Origin of the sequence: Pseudomonas sp. IT-P253 (assembly GCF_949768125.1) — a bacterium.
Classification (GTDB): Bacteria; Pseudomonadota; Gammaproteobacteria; order Pseudomonadales; family Pseudomonadaceae; genus Aquipseudomonas.
Genome location: NZ_CATKPT010000022.1, coordinates 105,538 through 125,776 on the forward strand (window position 1 = coordinate 105,538; position 20,239 = coordinate 125,776).

At 57.0% G+C, this 20,239-nt stretch carries 12 protein-coding genes and 1 pseudogene; 6 read left to right on the plus strand and 7 right to left on the minus strand.

The genetic code is table 11. From position 1 onward, the window contains the following. The first annotated feature begins 421 nt into the window (after positions 1-421). Positions 422-5,317 carry an NAD-glutamate dehydrogenase gene (locus tag ACM6IR_RS13320; RefSeq protein WP_414908126.1) on the plus strand — a complete coding sequence of 1,632 codons (4,896 nt, stop codon included), beginning with the start codon at positions 422-424 and terminating at the stop codon, positions 5,315-5,317. 160 nt (positions 5,318-5,477) lie between these two features. Here the strand turns inward: ACM6IR_RS13320 and ACM6IR_RS13325 are convergent, their stop codons facing one another. From ACM6IR_RS13325 to ACM6IR_RS13340, 4 genes are all read right to left on the minus strand, one after another. Next, entirely contained in the window at positions 5,478-6,188 is a 711-nt protein-coding gene (locus ACM6IR_RS13325) for an ATPase (RefSeq protein ID WP_414908127.1), read from the minus strand. 229 nt (positions 6,189-6,417) lie between these two features. Further along, positions 6,418-6,828, minus strand: a complete 411-nt coding sequence (locus ACM6IR_RS13330) for a cupin domain-containing protein (RefSeq protein WP_414908128.1) — start codon at positions 6,826-6,828, stop codon at positions 6,418-6,420. A 274-nt stretch (positions 6,829-7,102) separates the two neighbouring features. After that, positions 7,103-7,396 (minus strand): putative quinol monooxygenase, encoded by a 294-nt coding sequence (locus ACM6IR_RS13335; RefSeq protein ID WP_414908129.1) that lies wholly within the window; start codon positions 7,394-7,396, stop codon positions 7,103-7,105. A gap of 123 nt (positions 7,397-7,519) precedes the next feature. Continuing rightward, positions 7,520-8,953 (minus strand): PLP-dependent aminotransferase family protein, encoded by a 1,434-nt coding sequence (locus ACM6IR_RS13340; protein ID WP_414908130.1) that lies wholly within the window; start codon positions 8,951-8,953, stop codon positions 7,520-7,522. Positions 8,954-9,157: 204 nt separating this feature from the next. On the opposite strand from ACM6IR_RS13340, the gene ACM6IR_RS13345 reads away from it, so the two are divergent. From ACM6IR_RS13345 to ACM6IR_RS13355, 3 genes are all read left to right on the plus strand, one after another. Continuing rightward, entirely contained in the window at positions 9,158-9,598 is a 441-nt protein-coding gene (locus tag ACM6IR_RS13345; protein WP_414908131.1) for a carboxymuconolactone decarboxylase family protein, read from the plus strand. 250 nt (positions 9,599-9,848) lie between these two features. Continuing rightward, positions 9,849-10,769, plus strand: a complete 921-nt coding sequence (locus ACM6IR_RS13350) for a LysR substrate-binding domain-containing protein (protein ID WP_414908132.1) — start codon at positions 9,849-9,851, stop codon at positions 10,767-10,769. Positions 10,770-10,941: 172 nt separating this feature from the next. Further along, positions 10,942-11,463 carry a GNAT family N-acetyltransferase gene (locus tag ACM6IR_RS13355; protein ID WP_414908133.1) on the plus strand — a complete coding sequence of 174 codons (522 nt, stop codon included), beginning with the start codon at positions 10,942-10,944 and terminating at the stop codon, positions 11,461-11,463. Between the two features lies 1 nt (position 11,464). Here the strand turns inward: ACM6IR_RS13355 and ACM6IR_RS13360 are convergent, their stop codons facing one another. Then, entirely contained in the window at positions 11,465-12,157 is a 693-nt protein-coding gene (locus ACM6IR_RS13360; protein ID WP_414908134.1) for an aspartate/glutamate racemase family protein, read from the minus strand. Between the two features lie 189 nt (positions 12,158-12,346). Between ACM6IR_RS13360 and ACM6IR_RS13365 the strand changes: the two genes are divergently transcribed. Next, positions 12,347-12,841 (plus strand): hypothetical protein, encoded by a 495-nt coding sequence (locus ACM6IR_RS13365; protein ID WP_192409444.1) that lies wholly within the window; start codon positions 12,347-12,349, stop codon positions 12,839-12,841. Positions 12,842-12,962: 121 nt separating this feature from the next. Here ACM6IR_RS13365 and ACM6IR_RS13370 read toward each other — a convergent pair whose 3' ends face one another. Beyond that, the gene (locus ACM6IR_RS13370) at positions 12,963-16,862 is read right to left on the minus strand and encodes a fibronectin type III domain-containing protein (RefSeq protein ID WP_414908135.1); all 3,900 of its coding nucleotides are present in this window, start codon (positions 16,860-16,862) and stop codon (positions 12,963-12,965) included. A gap of 415 nt (positions 16,863-17,277) precedes the next feature. Between ACM6IR_RS13370 and ACM6IR_RS13375 the strand changes: the two are divergent. Further along, positions 17,278-17,513, plus strand: a pseudogene (locus ACM6IR_RS13375) (DUF934 domain-containing protein); the annotation flags it as partial. A 167-nt stretch (positions 17,514-17,680) separates the two neighbouring features. On the opposite strand, the gene ACM6IR_RS13380 reads toward ACM6IR_RS13375, so the two are convergent. Next, on the minus strand, positions 17,681-20,035 hold the full coding sequence (locus ACM6IR_RS13380) for a tetratricopeptide repeat protein (protein WP_414908136.1): 2,355 nt from the start codon (positions 20,033-20,035) through the stop codon (positions 17,681-17,683). Positions 20,036-20,239: the final 204 nt, after the last annotated feature.

The window sequence follows — 20,239 nt, forward strand, 5'->3', positions numbered from 1 at the left end:
GTCATAGGATGTGTCGCGAACACATGGGGAGTTACTGGTCATTTTTGGTACGAGTGTGCCGTAAAACCGGTCAGAAAACCGCCATTTTCCCTTGCGGCTGCTAGTGTTGTTCGATGCGCCGCCGTGAAGCAGCGTACCGATGACCGAATATGTCGCAGCATCGCAAGCACGGGCCTTGCCGCACTGGTTAAGCTGCGCAACGGATGAGCACCCGTAAAGACATTGCGCTGTACGCAGCCCAGTCGTTTTTGCAGATGCCCATTCATGGAAGGTGAATGTGACCCGAGTGTCTCGTCCAGCTTCATCCACCTGTCATTCTGTTTCCTCTGCCCGAGAATCAGGAACAGGGTGACGGATCGCCCCGAAAGGGGTTTTGCACGCGACGCTTCCATCAATAACAAGCCCAAGCGGAGTACCACAGATGGCGTTCTTCACCGCAGCCAGCAAAGCCGACTTCCAGCACCAACTGCAAGCGGCACTGGCGCAGCACATCAGTGAACAGGCACTGCCACAAGTGGCGCTGTTTGCTGAACAATTTTTCGGCATCATTTCCCTCGACGAGCTGACCCAGCGTCGGCTGTCCGACCTCGCTGGCTGTACCCTTTCTGCGTGGCGCCTGCTTGAGCGCTTCGATCACGCGCAACCACAGGTTCGCGTCTACAACCCTGATTACGAACGTCACGGCTGGCAGTCGACCCACACCGCGGTCGAAGTGCTGCACCACGATCTGCCATTTCTGGTGGACTCGGTGCGTACCGAGCTGAACCGTCGTGGCTACAGCATTCACACCCTGCAAACCACTGTGCTGAGCGTACGTCGCGGCAGCAAGGGCGAGCTGCTGGAAATCCTGCCGAAAGGCACCCAGGGCGACGACGTTCTTCAAGAGTCGTTGATGTACCTGGAAATCGACCGTTGCGCTAACGCGGCCGAAATGAACGTGCTGAGCAAAGAGCTGGAGCAGGTTCTCGGTGAGGTCCGCGTGGCGGTCGCCGATTTCGAGCCGATGAAGGCCAAGGTCCAGGAAATCCTCACGGGTCTGGACAACAGCCAGTTCGCTGTCGACGCCGAAGAAAAAGCCGAGATCAAAAGCTTCCTCGAATGGCTGGTGGGTAATCACTTCACGTTCCTGGGCTATGAAGAGTTCGTGGTTCGCGACGAGGCCGACGGCGGCCACATTGTTTACGACCAGAATTCCTTCCTCGGCCTGACCAAATTGCTGCGCACCGGCCTGACCTACGATGACCTGCGCATCGAAGACTACGCGGTGAACTACCTGCGCGAACCGACCCTGTTGTCGTTCGCCAAGGCTGCGCACCCGAGCCGCGTACACCGTCCGGCTTACCCGGACTACGTGTCGATCCGTGAAATCGACGCCGACGGCAACGTCATCAAGGAATGCCGTTTCATGGGCCTGTACACCTCCTCGGTGTATGGCGAGAGCGTGCGGGTCATTCCGTACATCCGCCGCAAGGTCGAAGAAATCGAACGCCGTTCCGGCTTCCAGGCCAAGGCTCACCTGGGCAAGGAACTGGCGCAAGTGGTTGAAGTGCTGCCGCGGGACGATCTGTTCCAGACCCCGGTGGACGAGCTGTTCAGCACCGTGATGTCGATCGTGCAGATCCAGGAACGCAACAAGATCCGCGTGTTCCTGCGTAAAGACCCGTACGGTCGTTTCTGCTACTGCCTGGCCTACGTGCCGCGCGACATCTACTCGACCGAAGTGCGCCAGAAGATCCAGCAAGTGCTGATGGATCGCCTGAAAGCTTCGGACTGCGAGTTCTGGACCTTCTTCTCCGAGTCCGTGCTGGCCCGCGTGCAGCTGATTCTGCGCGTCGATCCGAAGAACCGTCTCGACATCGACCCGCTGCTGCTGGAAAAAGAAGTGATACAGGCCTGCCGCAGCTGGCAGGACGACTACGCAGCCCTGATCGTCGAAAGCTTCGGCGAAGCCCACGGCACCAACGTGCTGGCCGACTTCCCGAAAGGCTTCCCGGCCGGTTACCGCGAGCGTTTCGCCGCGCACTCGGCTGTGGTCGACATGCAGCACCTGCTGAGCCTGAACGAAAAAAATCCGCTGGTGATGAGTTTTTATCAGCCGCTGGGTCAGGTCTCCGGTCAGCGCGAGCTGCACTGCAAGCTGTATCACGCCGATACCCCGCTGGCACTGTCGGACGTGTTGCCGATCCTGGAAAACCTCGGTCTGCGCGTGTTGGGTGAATTCCCGTACCGCCTGCGCCACAACAATGGCCGCGAGTTCTGGATTCACGACTTCGCGTTCACTGCGGCCGAAGGCCTGGAACTCGACATCCAGCAACTCAACGACACCTTGCAGGACGCGTTCGTCCACATCGTGCGTGGCGATGCCGAGAACGACGCATTCAACCGTCTGGTGCTGACCGCCGGCCTGCCATGGCGTGATGTGGCACTGCTGCGTGCTTACGCGCGCTACATGAAGCAGATCCGTCTGGGCTTCGACCTGGGTTACATCGCCAGCACCCTGAACAACCACACCGACATCGCTCGCGAGTTGACCCGGCTGTTCAAAACCCGTTTCTACCTGGCCCGCAAGCTCGGTACTGACGATCTGGAAGACAAGCAGCAGCGCCTGGAGCACGCGATCCTCAGCGCACTGGACGACGTCCAGGTGTTGAACGAAGACCGCATCCTGCGTCGCTACCTGGACCTGATCAAAGCCACCCTGCGGACCAACTTCTATCAGACCGACGCCCACGGTCAGAACAAGTCCTACTTCAGCTTCAAGTTCAACCCGCATCAGATTCCAGAGCTGCCGAAGCCGGTACCGAAGTTCGAAATCTTCGTTTACTCGCCACGCGTCGAAGGTGTGCACCTGCGCTTCGGCAACGTCGCTCGCGGCGGTCTGCGCTGGTCTGACCGTGAAGAAGACTTCCGTACCGAAGTCCTGGGCCTGGTAAAAGCCCAGCAAGTGAAGAACTCGGTCATCGTGCCAGTAGGCGCGAAGGGCGGCTTCCTGCCGCGTCGCCTGCCACTGGGCGGCAGCCGTGACGAGATCGCGGCCGAGGGCATCGCCTGCTACCGCATCTTCATCTCGGGCCTGTTGGACATCACCGACAACCTGAAAGACGGCGCACTGGTGCCACCGGCCAACGTCGTGCGTCATGACGACGATGACCCGTACCTGGTAGTGGCAGCGGACAAGGGCACTGCAACCTTCTCCGACATCGCCAACGGCATCGCTATCGACTACGGCTTCTGGCTCGGTGATGCGTTCGCCTCCGGCGGTTCCGCCGGTTACGACCACAAGAAAATGGGCATCACCGCCAAGGGCGCGTGGGTTGGCGTGCAACGTCACTTCCGCGAACGCGGCATCAATGTTCAGGAAGACAGCATCACTGTAGTGGGCGTCGGCGACATGGCCGGTGACGTGTTCGGTAACGGTTTGTTGATGTCCGACAAGCTGCAACTGGTCGCGGCATTCAACCACCTGCACATTTTCATCGATCCAAACCCTGAGCCTGCGAACAGCTTCGCTGAGCGTCAGCGCCTGTTCGACCTGCCGCGTTCGGCCTGGTCGGATTACGACACCAGCATCATGTCCGAAGGCGGCGGGATCTTCTCCCGTAGCGCGAAAAGCATCGCGATTTCCCCGCAGATGAAAGAGCGTTTCGACATTCAGGCAGACAAGCTGACCCCGACCGAACTGCTGAATGCCTTGCTCAAGGCACCGGTGGATCTGTTGTGGAACGGCGGTATCGGCACCTACGTCAAAGCCAGCACCGAAAGCCACGCCGATGTCGGCGACAAGGCCAACGATGCGCTGCGCGTAAACGGTAACGAGCTGCGCTGCAAAGTCGTGGGCGAGGGCGGTAACCTCGGTATGACCCAACTGGGTCGTGTCGAATTCGGCCTCAATGGTGGCGGTTCCAACACCGACTTCATCGACAACGCCGGTGGCGTGGACTGCTCCGACCACGAAGTGAACATCAAGATCCTGCTGAACGAAGTGGTTCACGCCGGTGACATGACCGACAAGCAACGTAACCAGTTGCTGGCGAGCATGACCGACGAAGTGGGCAATCTGGTGCTCGGCAACAACTACAAGCAGACCCAGGCCCTGTCCTTGGCGGCCCGTCGCGCCTTGCCGCGGATTGCCGAATACAAGCGCCTGATGAACGATCTGGAAAGCCGTGGCAAGCTGGATCGTGCCATCGAGTTCCTGCCGTCTGAAGAGGCGATCAACGAGCGCGTCATGGATGGCCACGGTCTGACCCGTGCCGAGCTGTCGGTGCTGATCTCCTACAGCAAAATCGACCTCAAGGAGCAGCTGCTCAACTCCTTGGTGCCGGACGACGACTACCTGACTCGCGACATGGAAACCGCTTTCCCACCGAGCCTGGTGAGCAAGTTCTCCGCCGCCATGCGCCGTCACCGCCTGAAGCGCGAAATCGTCAGCACCCAGATCGCCAACGATCTGGTGAACCACATGGGCATCACCTTCGTTCAACGACTCAAAGAGTCGACTGGCATGAGCCCGGCGAACGTGGCCGGTGCGTATGTGATCGTGCGTGACATCTTCCACCTCCCGCACTGGTTCCGTCAGATCGAAGCCCTGGATTACCAGGTTTCCGCTGATGTTCAACTGGAGCTGATGGACGAGCTGATGCGTCTGGGCCGTCGCGCTACGCGCTGGTTCCTGCGCAGCCGTCGCAACGAGCAGAACGCTGCCCGTGACGTCGCGCACTTCGGTCCACATCTTGCGGCGCTGGGCCTCAAGCTCGACGAACTGCTGGAAGGTCCGACTCGCGAAGGCTGGCAGACCCGTTATCAGGCCTACGTCGCGGCTGGCGTGCCTGAGTTGCTGGCGCGCATGGTTGCAGGCACTACTCACCTGTACACCTTGCTGCCGATCATCGAAGCGTCGGATGTGACCGGCCAGAACGCAGCTGACGTGGCGAAGGCTTACTTCGCTGTCGGCAGCGCGCTGGACATCACCTGGTACCTGCAACAGATCAGTGCCCTGCCGGTTGAAAACAACTGGCAGGCCCTGGCCCGTGAAGCGTTCCGTGACGACGTCGACTGGCAACAACGTGCGATCACCATCTCCGTCCTGCAACAGGGCGACGGCAGCCAAGACGTGGAAACACGCCTGGCGCTGTGGATGGAAGAGCACGAAGGCATGATCGAACGCTGGCGCGCCATGCTGGTGGAACTGCGTGCCGCCAGCGGCACCGACTACGCCATGTACGCCGTGGCCAACCGCGAACTGCTGGACCTGGCATTGAGCGGTCAAACGGTGTTGCCTGCCACTGTCAGCATCGAGCTGGAGCCTGCTGCCTGATCAGGCGCTGAATGAAAAAACCCCGCATTGAGAGATGCGGGGTTTTTTTATGTTTGGTTTTTGTGTTGTCTGGTCGGGCCTCTTCGCGAGCAGGCTCGCTCCCACAATGGAATGCATTTCAAATGTGGGAGCGAGCCTGCTCGCGAAGAGGCCATCAGCCTTAATACAACTTTTGGCCTGAAGTGTTATCAATCATCGACACTTTATCTGTCGGCCTGGTCAATAAATTACTGAGCGACTGGTCAAACTTCTGCAGCGCCCGAACTTGTACATTTTGTTGTTCGTTAATATCCGCCACTATCTCTTCACTGGGCTTGAAATCTGCCCATAACGGACTCAACGCTTTGGCGTCATGGCCTTGCGCGGTGCCAATGTAATTAAAGTTCTTGTCGTAGAATTCCACGCTGACATCGGCTTTGATGTCCGAACTGCGCGAGGTCATCAACTGACTGCGGCTGTCGACGATGGCGACCACGTCCGGTTTCGCCGCTTTGAGACTTTGCATGTCCGGATACACCGTCACCGCGCCGAACTGACGTTGCAAGGAGGCCTTGACCCAATCCACCGCCATGTCGGGCCTGGAGCTGGCTACGTAAGCGTCGTGAATCGATTGCACCAGCAGGCTCTGGCCGAAACCGGTGCCGGCATTGGCCTGGTAATCCTCAAGGTAAGCACGGTTGGTCTGGGTGTTGCGGCTGTAGACAATGCCCAGCGAAACAGTGCGGCCATTGGGAATACTCGTCGCCGTGCTGCGGCCGACAGGCTCAGTGAAGATGCCGTCCAGTGAAGACACCGCTGTCGGCGCGGTGGGAATTGAGCAGCCAGTTAAAACAGCTGTTATCGTCAAGGTGCTGACAAGCGCAAGTTTCATGGTGGTTCTCCAGTGAAACAACTTCAGTCTGAACATTTAAGTTGCCGAAAGTTGTCGGCGGTGATGTCAGACTAGACCGTGGGTGACTGAATAAAATAGTCAATATCAGTACTTGTCAGGCCGCGAATAGTTTTATTTGGATTAACCGGAGGCGGTTAATTGCGTGGAGAAATAAAAAGGCCCAAATCATCAATTCGAGCCTTTTTATTTATGGCTGTATGTCCAGCGATCAGTTTTCCAAAGGGATCAGCACTTTCTCGTCCGGGCCCAACACCATGAACACCAACAGCTTGGCAGGTTTGGTCGTGCTGGCGTTCTTCGAGACTAGATGTTCCGAGCCTGCGGGTTCGTACCAGAACTGACCCGTCTTGTAGGTGATCGCCTTACCGCCTTTGACTTGAGAAGTGACCGCGCCCGAGAGCACATAAGCCATGGCCGTGCCTTCATGTTTGTGGGCGATGGAGGACTGGCCGGGTTTGTAGTCGACCTCGATCATCATGGCCTTTTTCCCTGGCACGTTTTGCAGCATCTCGTCCTGCAACACCGTGACTTTTTCCGAAGGGTCGTGGGCAAATGCCGACGCTGAAACAGTCAGGGCCAAAGCAGCAAAGGAGGCCGCACAGAAGCGCAAAGGGTTCATGGTTCATCACCTGAGGTCGTTGGTTGTGAGAAACCACGATAGTCCGCAGATTGGGGCAATCAAACAGCCAATTTTCGGGAAGGTGAGGGGGCCAATCCGCGACACCGAAACCTGTAGCAGCCTGTAGCAGCTGTCGAGCAGCGCGAGGCTGCGTCCGGCTGCGCAGCAGTCGTAAAACCGGAGAGCGCGGTTAACATGAAACACCGTGCTGGCTGATTTTACGACGGCTTCGCAGCCGGACGCAGCCTCGCGCTGCTCGACAGCTGCTACAGGTTTAGCGGATCGGAAAGCTGTTGAAATCCACGGCATTCGCCAACTGGTTGTCGATCAGGCCGATAAAGCCTTGTACTTCAGGGCAGTTGAAATGCATGTGCATGGCCGCTTCCGATTGCCAGTGGGCGCTGACGTTCCAGCGGTTGCTGTCCTCGGGGCAACGGTCGACCATATAGGACTCACAGCCCGGTAGTTCGCGCAGGGTTTCGACAATCTTTTGCAGTTGCTTGCCCAGTTCATCCGAGCGACCGGCGGCGGCCTGCACCTTTACGGTATTGATCACTTCGTAGGACATTGCTCACACTCCTGAATCAGGCCGGACGAATCCTGCTCATTGAGGGATAACGCCTATGCAGGATAGGCCTGCACCCTTGGGGCGCCAATAGCCAATCGCCGGATAAAGCCACAGACCAATCCGTCAGCCGACCTGCTGCAAAATGTCCCGCAGACGGTCCAGGGCGATGTCGATGTCCAGGGTCTCGATGGCACCAAAACCCAGCAAAAGCCCGGCCCGCGGCGGGTGCTGGTAGAAAAAGCCATCGATGGAATAGAGGCCGACTTCGACTTTTTTTGCCAGGTCGATCACTAATGGAATATCGATAGGCACTTTGCACATCACCACCATGTGGAACCCCGCCGTGCTGGGGACCGCCTCCAGCCACGGTGAAAGATCGCTGGCGATACGCGTCAAAATCCGCTCGCGGCGCCCGGCATAGATCGTATGGCAGCGACGGATGTGCTTGAGCAGGCAGCCTTCGGCGATGAATTTGGCCAGCGCCCATTGGGGCAGGGTGGAGGTGTGCAGGTCGGTCAGTTGCTTGGCGCGGATCACCGCTTCGAGAATCGCCGGCGGCAGGATCGCATAGCCCAGCCGCAGCTCCGGCAGCAAGGTTTTGGAAAAGGTCCCGACGTAGGCGACGATGCCGCGCTCATCCATGCTTTGCAGTGAATCGGTAGGGCGGCCCTCGTAGCGGAATTCGCTGTCGTAATCGTCCTCGATGATGATCGCACCCAATTCATAGGCTCGTTCCAGCAGTGCAGACCGGCGCGCCTGACTCATCGGCATGCCGAGTGGAAACTGGTGGGACGGCGTGACGTAAATCAGTCGTGTGCCCAAGGGGATTTTATCGACTTGAATGCCTTCGTCATCCACGGGAACCCCGATCACGGTGGCCCCGTGGGTGCCGAACAGCAAGCGCGCCGGTGGGTAACCGGGGTCTTCCATGGCGACGATGCTGCCTGGCTGTGTCAGCACCCGCGAAATCAAGTCCAGCGCCTGTTGGGCACCGTTGCACACCACCACGTCATCGTCCTGGCAATTGACCCCGCGAGAAAACGCGATGTGCCGGGCGATGGCATTGCGCAGCGCCGGCAGGCCTTCGGGCTGGCTGTACAAGCCTTTTGAACCGGCGATCTGGCGCAACGCGTGAGAGGTACAGCGCCGCCAGTCATCCTGGGGAAACTGGCCCTTGCTGGTCGCGCCACCGATAAAGTCGTAGCGCAGCGAGCCTTCCAGGGTCGGATGACGCAAAAACTGCGGCAGGTTGCGCCAGGACTCGATGACATCGAAGCTCGCCAGCTCCGAATGGCTCTGTTTTCGGGTGACTTTCTCTGCACGGGCGTTGACGTATGTGCCTTTGCCGATCACCCCGGTGAGGAAGTTTTCATAGGTCAGTTGCGCATAGGTGTCGGAAATGGTTTTGCGCGAAATGCCCAGCTGTTCAGCCAGCAGCCGGCTGGGCGGCAGTTGCGTCCCTGCGGCCAGGCGGCCGGTTTCGATGGCGCTGCGCAGTTGGTTATACAACTGGCCTGCCAGGTCCTTACGGCCGTTGATGACGACATGAAGTTCCATACCGACGAGTTTCCTGGACGAGTGAGGCGCGTGTGCGTCGCGCCAGATTACCCGCATGCGCGGCTGCACAGTAGTTGTGTGGTCGAAAAACCTGCGATTGGTCTGTTGTCAGGTGGTCCACTGGTTTTTCGCGCAATTGGACCTGTGACGCCTGTCCGTGACCCTCTAACTTGGATAGACAGATCCGATCCACGAGGTCGCGCCATGAACCCCCGGCTGGATTACTACAGCGCATCGCCCAAAGCGATGAAAGCCATGATTGCCATGGAAGCCTTGACCAGTAACCTCAGCATCGAGCCGGCCCTGCTGCACCTGATTAAAATCCGCGCCTCACAACTCAACGGCTGCGCTTTTTGTACCGACATGCATTCGGTGGATGCGCGCCGGCTCGGCGAGACCGACCGCCGCCTGTATTCGATTGTGGTCTGGCGCGACAGCGGCTTCTTCAACCCTCGGGAGCGCGCGGCGCTGGCCTGGACCGAAGCCGTCACCTTGCTCGCCGAAAGCCATGTGCCGGACGACGTCTACGCCCTGGCGCGGGAGCAGTTCAGCGAAAGCGAGATAGTCGACCTGACCATTGCGGTCACCACCATCAACAGCTGGAATCGCCTGGCGGTGAGTTTTCGGCAGGTCCCCAGTGGCTGAATCGATTTTCTACCGCAGGTGTCACATCAGTTTCATAACCGCTGAGCACGATGGCAATGTTACTCATTAAAGGATTTTGTGGGAGCGAGCCTGCTCGCGAAGCAGACACCGCGGTTTAACAGACAGACCACGTCATCGTTCTTCGCGAGCAGGCTCGCTCCCACAGGGTTCCCGGAGCAAGCTCGCTCCTACAGTGAACAACATTGCGCCTGATGCAGGCTTTCAAGGATAGAGGGACAGGGAGTCATCGATGTCAGTCATGGAATCCACATTCGTCGCAGCCATCGATCCGGTGCTGGCGCACGCTTTCCGGGTCAGTGCCCGTTGTGGCTGCTTTATGCAAGCGGCTCGTAGTCTCAACATCAAGGCCACGCTGCTGCGCAAACAATTGGCGCAGCTGGAAGCGCACCTTCACTGTTCGCTGTTCAGTCACTCGGACAATGGTTTTGCCCTCAGTCGTGAAGGGTTACAGCTGCATTCGCAGTTGATTGCCCTGTCCCGCGAGCGCGATTTGCCGGTGCTCGAACAACCCGTGATTCGCCTGGCTGTCGCCGAATCAATCCTGCATGACATTCTCGGCCGCGATCTGGTTGCCTTGCTGCGACGCAATGCCCGCGTGCGCCTGGACATCATCAGCCTGGACAGCGAGCTGTCCTTGCAAGCAATCAGCGCCGATGTGGTGGTCTGGTTGGCCGGCACCGATTCGCCGCTGCCAAGCCCGAGTTTTGCCGTCAGTGAACCGCAGCGTCTGGCGCGGCTGGATTACTTTCCACACATTGCCAAGCGTTACTCGCGGGTGGCGGCGCGCCCGGACAGCCTGGATGATCTGGCTGATTTTCTATTGGTGCAATGGCAGCATGACCGTGAGGTCGACAGTTTCCGGCCGTGGAATACCCTGGTGGAACAGCGTCTGGCCGGGGTGGTGCAGCTGCATTCCTATGAGCTGATGCTGGAAATGATCCGTTGCAGCGCCTGCATTGGCCTGTTGCCTGGGTATATGAGTCACTTCGACCGTGGGCTGATCGCCTTGCCAGGGTTGTTCAGCGAGCCTGCGCAGCGTCAGGTGTGGATGGCGGTCAATGCCCAATCCCGGGAAGAGGCGCAGGTGCAGATGATCGTCGAGCTGATCCGCAGCACCTTCGAAGAGCGCAGGGAGTGGTTTGAAGGCTGATCACTGTCCAAAATGTGGGAGCGAGCTTGCTCGCGATGGCGGTGTTTCAGGCACATCATTGTTGAAGGTGCGACTGCTATCGTGTTCAAGCTCGCTCCCACAAGGTTCTCGCCATGTCCGAAGATTGCGTTATAGAGTAAGGGGCCATGTCTGTATCAAGGACGAATACCCCATGCCGCACACTGACGCTGTCTTCACCCTCGAACGCTTCAACGAATCCCATCTCGAGGGCATCACTGCTCTCTACAACGATCCAGCCGTCACCCGACAAGTGCTGCAAATGCCGTTTCAGTCCACCGAGGTCTGGCGCCAACGCCTGACGCCGGACAACGAACGGGTGGTGCAGCTGGTGGCGCTGCATCAAGGAGCGGTCATCGGCAACATAGGCCTGGAACAATTTTTGCGGATTCGCCGCAGCCATGCGGGCAGCCTTGGCATGGGCGTCGCGGTGGCGTGGCAAGGCAAAGGTGTCGGCACAAAACTGCTGGCGGCGGCACTGGACATCGCCGACAACTGGATGAATCTGCAACGGGTCGAGCTTTCGGTCTATAGCGACAACGAAGCGGCCATCGGCTTGTACCGCAAGTTTGGCTTCGAAACCGAAGGGCTGTTTCGCGACTACGCCGTCCGTGACGGCATGTTAGTAGACACCTTGAGCATGGCGCGCCTGCGTCGCACGCCCAAGGCTCATTGATTCAGTCGCCCAGTGCGAACGCCACCGCCGCTTGCGCATGCAGTTCGGTGGTGTCGAGCAAGGGCAGGGCGCTGTGCTCGGGTTTGATCAGCATGCCGATTTCCGTGCAGCCGAGGATGATCGCCTGGGCGCCGCGTCGGGTCAGCGATTCGATGACTTGTTGGTACACCTTGCGCGAGGCCTCGCTGATCACTCCGACGCACAACTCGTCATAGATGATCCGGTGGACCGCTTGGCGTTCCTCGGTCTCCGGCACCAGCACGGTCAACCCTTGCGCGGTCAGGCGGTCCTTCAGAAAGTCCTGCTCCATGGTAAACGCGGTGCCCAACAGGCCGACCTTCAGTGCTCCAGCGCTGACTGCTGCCTGACCGGTCGGGTCCGCGATGTGCAGAAACGGAATGTCGATCGCGGCCTGAATCTGCGCGGCCACCTTGTGCATGGTGTTGGTACAGAGCACCACGCAATCGGCACCGCCAGCCACCAGCCGCTGCGCCGCATCCACCAGGATTGCCGCCGCATCGTCCCAACGTCCGGCATGTTGCGCCTGTTCGACAGGCCCGAAGTCGACGCTGTACATGAGCAACTTCGCCGAACGCAATGGTCCGAGCCGGTCGCGTACCTGTTGGTTGATGAGACGGTAATACTCGGCGCTGGACTCCCAGCTCATGCCGCCGATCAGGCCGATGGTGCGCATAACGTGCTCCTGTGGTTGGCAACTTTTGAGAGAGTGTCCCGTGGATCCGAGTTTTGATCTATCGGAAAATGCTCAATGCACTTCACCACGCCTCCAACCGCTACCGCTCAGACTATTAGTTGTACGCCGACAACGCGCATCTGCCATGCTCAAAGTCCGCAGCACCGCTTCAATCAAAGGAACACCGCAATGGACGACGTACAGCAACTGGGCGAGATGCTTCGCCACTACGCAGAAAGCGAAGCGCACAAAAAGCAACTGTTTGAGTCGCAATCGGCCGTGTGGGCGACGCGTATTGGTGAGTTGTTCGATCAGATCCAGCAGTGGCTTGAACCGGTCCAGGCACCAAATCTGCTGGAAGTCAGCCGCGAGGCGTATGTCGCATCGGGTCCGAGCGTTCCGGTCGAAACATCGACGTTCAAGACCGAGAAACTGAGCATCGTGATCGCCGGCAAACCGGTGGAGTTCGTGCCGGACGTGATGGGTGCGGGTGGGCAGATTTCATTGGCGGTGATGGGCCTGACCGCCGCGCGGTATGGCAGCATCTCGCTGGTGTGCCTGCCGCCGTCAAGCAGCTGGCAGTGGCGCAAGACCAATGGCTTGAAAGATCCGGACACCTTTGCGTTTGATGCGAACTTTTTGGCGCAGCAGTTGCAGAGTTTGATTCCGCGTGAGCGGGGATAACAGCATATTCATTGGCCAAGAGCGCTGTTGTTTCAAAAGGGTTGTTGAAAAGCCGGTCTCCGAGACTACAAACACGTTTGTGTTGTTAGTCTCGGAGACCGGTATTCGGAACCACTGCTTTTTACTTTGTGGTCAACTCGGAAATTAACGGCAGTGACCGATCCAACGCGCTCACCGCTGTAATGCTGACCTCGTAGCGGGTGCGTGGAAGCAGGATCGGTTTCAAAAAGGTATTGACTGACTGGTAAGGCAGCTCAGTCCCCTGTGGACCGGTCAAAACGATGTCATAGCGCAGTACATCCTCCATATCAATCGGTGCATCCCATTCCAGCGTGGGTACTAACCCTGGTTGGGTGAACCGAAAGTTGCTCGGTGCACTCGGCGGCGGGCCTTGCGTACGAACGGTTATTGCAGCTGGCTCGGAGGCATTGCCGGAAAGGTCCAGGGCACACACCTCGAACGAGTAGGTGCCGGGAAGCAAGTTGACGGCTGTGTAATGCGTCAGTGGTGTGCTATCGAAGTATTCGTGATTGTTGTAGATCACATATTCATGAACTCCGATGTCGTCGGTTGAAGACTCCCAGGCCAGCGTGACTGAGTCAGTGGTTGCTTCAGCGATGTGTAGATTTCCCGGCAGGCTCGGTGGGGTGACGTCCTTCGGAACATAAGTCAGCACGGTGGGTTCAGATAGCTGACCATACACGTCAAAAGCCGAGACGCTGATTGTATGCTCAACGTCGAGCTCCAGATTTAGATCAATACCGGTGATCAATGAATCGAAACGGTGCTCATCATTGACCAAGACTCTGACCCCCTGTGTGGCACCCCCCTCTCCCTTTGACCACTCCAATCTCACTGAAGTTGATGTCCGAGGAATGAGCTGCGCGCTTGGCGAAGCAGGCGCCGGCTGTGGTGCCTGCCCCGTGGTTTTGAACACAGCGCTCCGGCTGTATGCGGAGACGTTTCCATCTTTGTCACGTGCACCCACGTATACCCGGTGATAGGCGCCGCTTGTCAGTTTTGTAAACGTGAAATGAGTGTCTGGGGTCGAAAACAGTAATCCGTTCAGCAGAACGCGATAACCGGTGACGCCAATATTGTCACTAGAGGGTTCCCAAGTCAGCGTTGCGCCAGAGTCGGTTATTGCGCTGACGACTGGAGCGCCTGGTGCGCTCGGAGGAACGTCGTCAGCCACGGTTTTCTCGAGCAACGCCACTTCAGAAGTATCCCCGTCCAACTTGGCATGAACCGAAAATTTGAAATGGTGTGGAACCGGGCCAGGCGAGACGTCAGCCAGCTTGAAGTTGTAACCCCAGCGACCAGGGGCTGTCGTGAATACCTGGCCATTGATGGAGACTTCATGAGCCGGGTGTTGCCTGAAGACGGGATCCCACGCCAGTCTGCAGAGCCCGTTACTGTGGCTGAACCGAAGGTGGGTAGGTGGACGCAATCTGGTCTTGAAGGTAGTGCCGGCCGGTTCGGATCGACCGGCGTCATTAATTGCTCGTACTTCGACGCTATAATCGGAATGGCTTTGCAGGTACTTGAGATTGAACTGAGGCTGTTCAGTCCGGGCGACAAGGTAGCCGTTCAAATAAATGAGGTACTTAATTTCTCCGCCATTGTCAGTCGATGGCGCCCAAGTCAATGTTACGGATGCATCCGTCAAATTGCTCGGTTGTGGAATACCGGGTTTGGTGGGGGGGTTAAGTACCAATGTATTGAAGGCAGCGGTCGCAGGCTGAGAAAGGTTTCCGGGGAAATCTGTGGCTCTGACCTCGACAGTGTACGAGGTTGAGTGTTTCAAACCGGTCAAGGTGTGGCCGGTCTCGGTGACCATCGTCGCACTGCCATTAACCGATACTTCATAACCTGTTACGCCGATATTGTCAGTGGATGGTGCCCACTTTACGTCGGATGAGGTAAAGGTGATGTCGCTGAATTCCGGGGTCCCCGGCTTGCTGGGTGGCGTGGAGTCTTTCGAGACATAAATGAAAATCCACTCTGAGGGGCGTTTAACACCGTCTATGGCCCAAATCCGAAACAGATAACTCGATGTGGAAGGTAAATTGTGAGCGGTATAACTGCATTCGGAGGCAGGAATAAAGAAAGGCACTTCTTCATCGCGCAGTATTACGTAGTGCGTTATATCTTCATCGACTGAAGCTGTCCAAGTCAGCGTTACAGAATTCTCGGTTCTGGAAAACTTCAGGTTGGTCGGCGGTTTGGGAGGGGTTACATCAGTTCTGAAAGTAAATAAAAGAGGTTCGGATGTCTCCTTTGTGCCTCGTAGTCTTGAGCGTATTTCAGCAGTTCGAACCTTATTGTCTTCACTCATCTGAAGAGATTCGTTTTTAAGGGTGCCAGGTGCGGGCCGTCCCTGGCTGAAAGTATGATTGCTGTCATCCATTTTAATTATGTGTTCGTAATCGATGCTGGTATCGACATCCGCCTCCCATTCAATGTGTTCCATAGGCCATTTTTCGGCTATAAACACACTGTGGCTACTGGGGTTTCTCGGCTTTCCAGGCCGCACATCCAAAATAATTGAAGCGGGAACCGAGTATTTTCCACTAACGTCCAGAGCACGCAACTTAAAGGTATATGCAGTCTCGATGTCCAGGTTGGCTACATGATAACTCAGCTCCTTTTGTGGTGGGGAGTCTTTGCCTTCATGAGTCACCACGTATTCAACAGGACCAGACGCATCGTAAGATGCACTCCAAGTCAGGGTTGCAGATCTCATTCTTACATCAATAAGTTGCAAATTTTCAGGCTTTGTCGGCGGTGTAGTGTCCTTAAGATGAAGAAAGGCTCCCCGCGAGGGAGGCGAAACATTAGCTGCTGTATCGACGGCTTCGACTGTATATGTGTAAGGCAAGGGGCGGACGTTCGATAGTTGATAGTTGGTTGTTGTAGTCCATCCCACCTTCACATCGTTCTGGAGGATGTTGTAGTAATGCAGGGTTTTATTGTTATCCGTACTTTTGTTCCATAGCAACTCCACCTCGTAGATGTCTTGATCTCCCGGACCCTTCTGTCTCGCGATAAAATTTGACGGTGTGGAAGGTGGGATGTTGTCAAGACCTTTTTCCCTATTCCTCTCAATGCAAAAATCGACAAGACCGGTGCTTCCAATGAAGTCGGCGTTTATAATGTTGCACTTTGCCCCTAGCCCGTTTTCAAGGTCGTACATATCCTTCCAGAATTGATGGTCAGACTTCATTCGTACGGGGCCGGTAGCACTATAGGCGACGGCCTGAAATGACCATATGCGGTCGATAAGTTCAGTGCCGCGATATCTGAGTGTTGAGTTTATATCGCGCATGAACTCAACTAGATCGGCCATGCCATTCTTTCCCGACCAGACATGAGTTAACTGAGACCAATAATTACCATTTAGTGCTGAAATTTCCCCTGGAGCACAAATGATTATATTTTTACCGGGATAGTTTGCGTATATTTCTCCCATCGTCATGGTGGCTGCGGGCTTTGGCAGTAGCAGGCCATCTAAAGGGGCGAGATAGTCCCGGCAGATCCGTGCACCATTCCCGAGAGAACCACGATCAAACTGATGGATATTAAGAATAATCAGTTCTTTCGGGTTGCTTTCGGCGAACTGTTTCATCGTTTTTACACAGTCGGGAAGAAAGCGGGATTCTACTACACCATGAACGAAACGCATTTTCTTAATGGTGGTGCAGTTTACACTTCCGCATGAGTTATAGCTTGTGTTTTTGAGGCGTAGATCGAAAACTCTTACTCCTAGTTCAAGTTGGTAACTAAATGAATCATCCTGGCAGGCAGCGTACAGTTCTTCAAAAAATTCTAGCGCTTTCATGTCACTGCCCGCATTATGCGCTGAGGGTAATACAAGTTGATGAATTTTCAAACCGGAAATCTGCGCGCTAATGTTAGTCATCCATCGACTGTAGTCAACATTGGTTTCTGTTTTTTGAGTTGCGGAATCTGGAGTTGAAGTTAACGTCTGGTCGCTTGAAAAGCTTTCGTCATTGTTCATGATGGCATTCTCAATTGTTGAGGATGCTGTAAGCTTGCGCCTCTTTTTTTTTGCCGAACACTATCAGTTCTGCTAGTTGCAAATATGGAAACTTCGGCTAATTTATATCGCTTGGTTATTTTGGTGTTGAGTGAAATTGGAATCCCGCCGAGGCGGAACATCCCCCCACAACGGATCACACATCCCGGATTGCGCCTACGGCGTTTCTGTCAGCACACTCGATAATGCTTCAGCGGAGTGAGACTGGTGGTGAGCGGCCGTCTCGATGGTGGTGAGTTCGACCAGCAATACGCGTTGGTGGACGGCGCAGGTCACCCGGTGAGATCAGGCAATTACATTATTACTCTAAGCCTGCCTTAGATGTTCTAAGAACAGCCAACGTCCTTGGGGCGCGGCGGTTGAAATAATCCACCCGTGGCCGTGTTTTCGCGATGGTCTCGGTTGCAGTCAGGCGTATTTGCTGCGCACTCGTTGGGCTTGACCGGGGAGTTGCGAGCCATTAGCGATGTGTTGCGCGACCAACTCATCCACATGCGTCAATGTGATTTCGACAGTTTCGCGGTGCGTGAAGATAAATCCGCCGAGGATGCGTTGAAGGGCTTGGCTGCGGTGAGCGTGGTCGGCCGTTGTTCCGCCGGCGCTAATCCCTAACGCACAACACCGCTTTGTAGCAGCTGCCGAGCAGCGCGAGGCTGCGTTCGGCTGCGAAGCAGTCGTAAACCCTATGAATGCGGTCTTGCTGAAGAAATGCATCGTATTATTTCACGACTGCTGCGCAGCCGAACGCAGCCTCGCGCTGCTCGGCAGCTGCTACAGGTTTACTTCAACGCCGGATCCCCCATGTTCATTTTCTTCCAGCCTTGCAGCAACACCTGGGCCTTCGGTTCCTGTCCGCTGTTCAGGTAATACTGGATCAACGCCAGTCGTGCAGTGCGATTGGCCGGTTGCACCTTCAACAACCTTTCAAGCTCTGCACAGGCCTGATCGATCTTGCCACTGTCGTGCAACGCCACCGCCAGTACATAGCCGTACTGGGCGTTTTGTGGCTCCAGTTGCGCGGCTTTGCGCAGGGCGGTCATGGCCTGGTCTGATTTGCCGGCACGTACCAGCGACAAGCCTTGGGTGTGTTGCAGCAGCGCAGCGTCAGGGTGTTGTTTCAGGCTCTGCGCCAGCAGTGCTTGAGCTTCCTGACTGCGTCCGTTGGCCTCCAGCCATTGCACCAGTGTCACCAGGGCCGGGTAGAAATCCGGGTCACGCTTGAGCGCCGTGCGCAGCAGCGCTTCGACTTCGCCACTACGGCCGCTGGCCTGATAAAGCGTCGCGAGGTTGAGGTTGGCTTCAGCGCGTTCGGCCAGGTTCCTTTGCACGTCCTCGTATTCGGCGATGGCGGCATTCCAGTTGGCCTGGGCGTTACCCAGACCATTGCGGGCGACGCTAAGCAAATCCCGGGCGGCGGCAATGCGTACAGCCTTCACTGGATCGCCCAGCAACGGCGTCAGCAGCGGCGCACGTTGGGGCGGCGGCAGGAACGCACTGATGGCCCGAATGGCGCTTTCGCGCACTTGCGGTGCCGGGTTGCTCAGGTCCTGGGTGGCCAGTTTCAATGCCTGTTCGCTCGGATACAGCGGCAGTTCAGCCAGCAGGGTCGCGCGTTGAATCGCTGGCAAGTTGCTGCGTTGCAGCTGCTCGTACAACGCCTGCGCCGCGCCGGGCTGGCCGTTGCGAATCAGCCACAGGCTTTCGTCGTAGCGTGGGGCTTGCGCGGCGGTGGACGTGTTCCAGAGCTTGAACTGTTCGGTGACCTTGTCGCCAGCCTTGCCTTGGTGACAGGTCAGGCAGGCGTCAGGCGTACCGAGCTTTTTCGCCCGTTCAGGGTTGGGAATGCTGAAGCTGTGGTCATGCCGGAAGTCATTGCCCATGTAGAACTTGCCGGGCATGTGGCAATCCACGCACTGCGAACCCGGTTGTCCCATGGTGTGGCGGGTGTGTTCGATGGAGTCGTAGTTCTTCGCTTGCAGGCCTTTGCCGTCGACGCCTTCGACGGCGGTTTTGCCGGCGGTGTTGTGGCACTGCAAACAGACGCCGTTGCCCGGTGCCTTCAGTTCGGTGCTGTGAGGGTTGTGGCAGTTACTGCAGCGCACGCCTTTGTCGAACATTTTGCTTTGGGCAAAGGAGCCGTGTTCAAACACTTCATCCTTGATCTTGCCGTCCAGCGCATACAGTTCGCGGGTCAAGACGCTTGGCAGGTAGGCGTCCATCAGGCGCTTGCCCACGGTAAAACCGTCACCCAGTGGTGCGCGGCGCGAGTGGCAGCGAGCACAGGTTTCGATTTCGACGGTGGCGTTCTTGTCCTTGAGGTCGACGGCAAAACCGGCATGGACCAGGTCGGTTTTTTTGGCAGTCCATTCCAGGTGATTCGAGGCGGGGCCGTGGCAGGCCTGACAGCCGACACCGAGGCTGTTCCAGTGGCTGTCAAAGGTGTTTTTCGCCGCATCGAAATTGCGCTTGTACCCGGTGGTGTGGCACTCGACGCACATGAAGTTGGCGTTCTGACTCGGTTTGCTCCAGTGCCGCGGGTCTTTGAAGTTCACGCCCTGACCGGGATAGAGGTGAAACCAGCGATGTTTCTCGGTATCCCAGGCTATGCCCAGCGCTTGTAACCGACCTTCGCCGACCTCGATCAGGTATTGCTGCAACGGCGCAATGCCAAAGGTGTAGGCCACCTTGAAGTCAGCGTTCTTGCCATCGATGCCGGGCGTGTTGACCCAGAATCCGTTGTCTTTGCGTGAAAAGCGGGTGGTTTCGCTTTGTGCTTTGAAAGTGACGTTGTTGAAGTCACCCAGCATCGTCTCGGCATTGGCTTCCTGCATCGCCATTTGGTGATGGGAGCCTTGCCAGTCCTTGACTTGAGCGCTGTGGCAGCCCTGGCATTGTTGCTCATCGACCATCATCGCCGGTGCGACGGCGGCCGGTTTTGGTTTGACCGTCTGAGCAACGGGAGCGCTGATCGGCGCAGCGGTCACAGGGGCCGGTTTGCTGCTCAGCAGAAACCACCCGATGCCCGCAACGGCCAATAACAAGACGCCGATGGTGAGGGGGAACAGGTAGCGATTAAACAGGGTCGGTTGCGAGTCAGGCTTTGGATTTACCGCATTGTTTTTATGTTTCGGCATTACGACTTCCGTAGTCCAGGGGCGTTTGCCGTCAGGCGCGGGTTCTAGCTGATGCTAGCTTTGCCGGATGGCCGGCGTCTGTCAAATGACGGTGGTGGCTGGGCTTCGGATTTGCATCAGTCGTAGCTGAAACTCAAGTCCAAGTGATCTATTGACGCTGATGGCCTCATTCGCGAGCGGGCTCGCACATTTGATTGTTGTCGT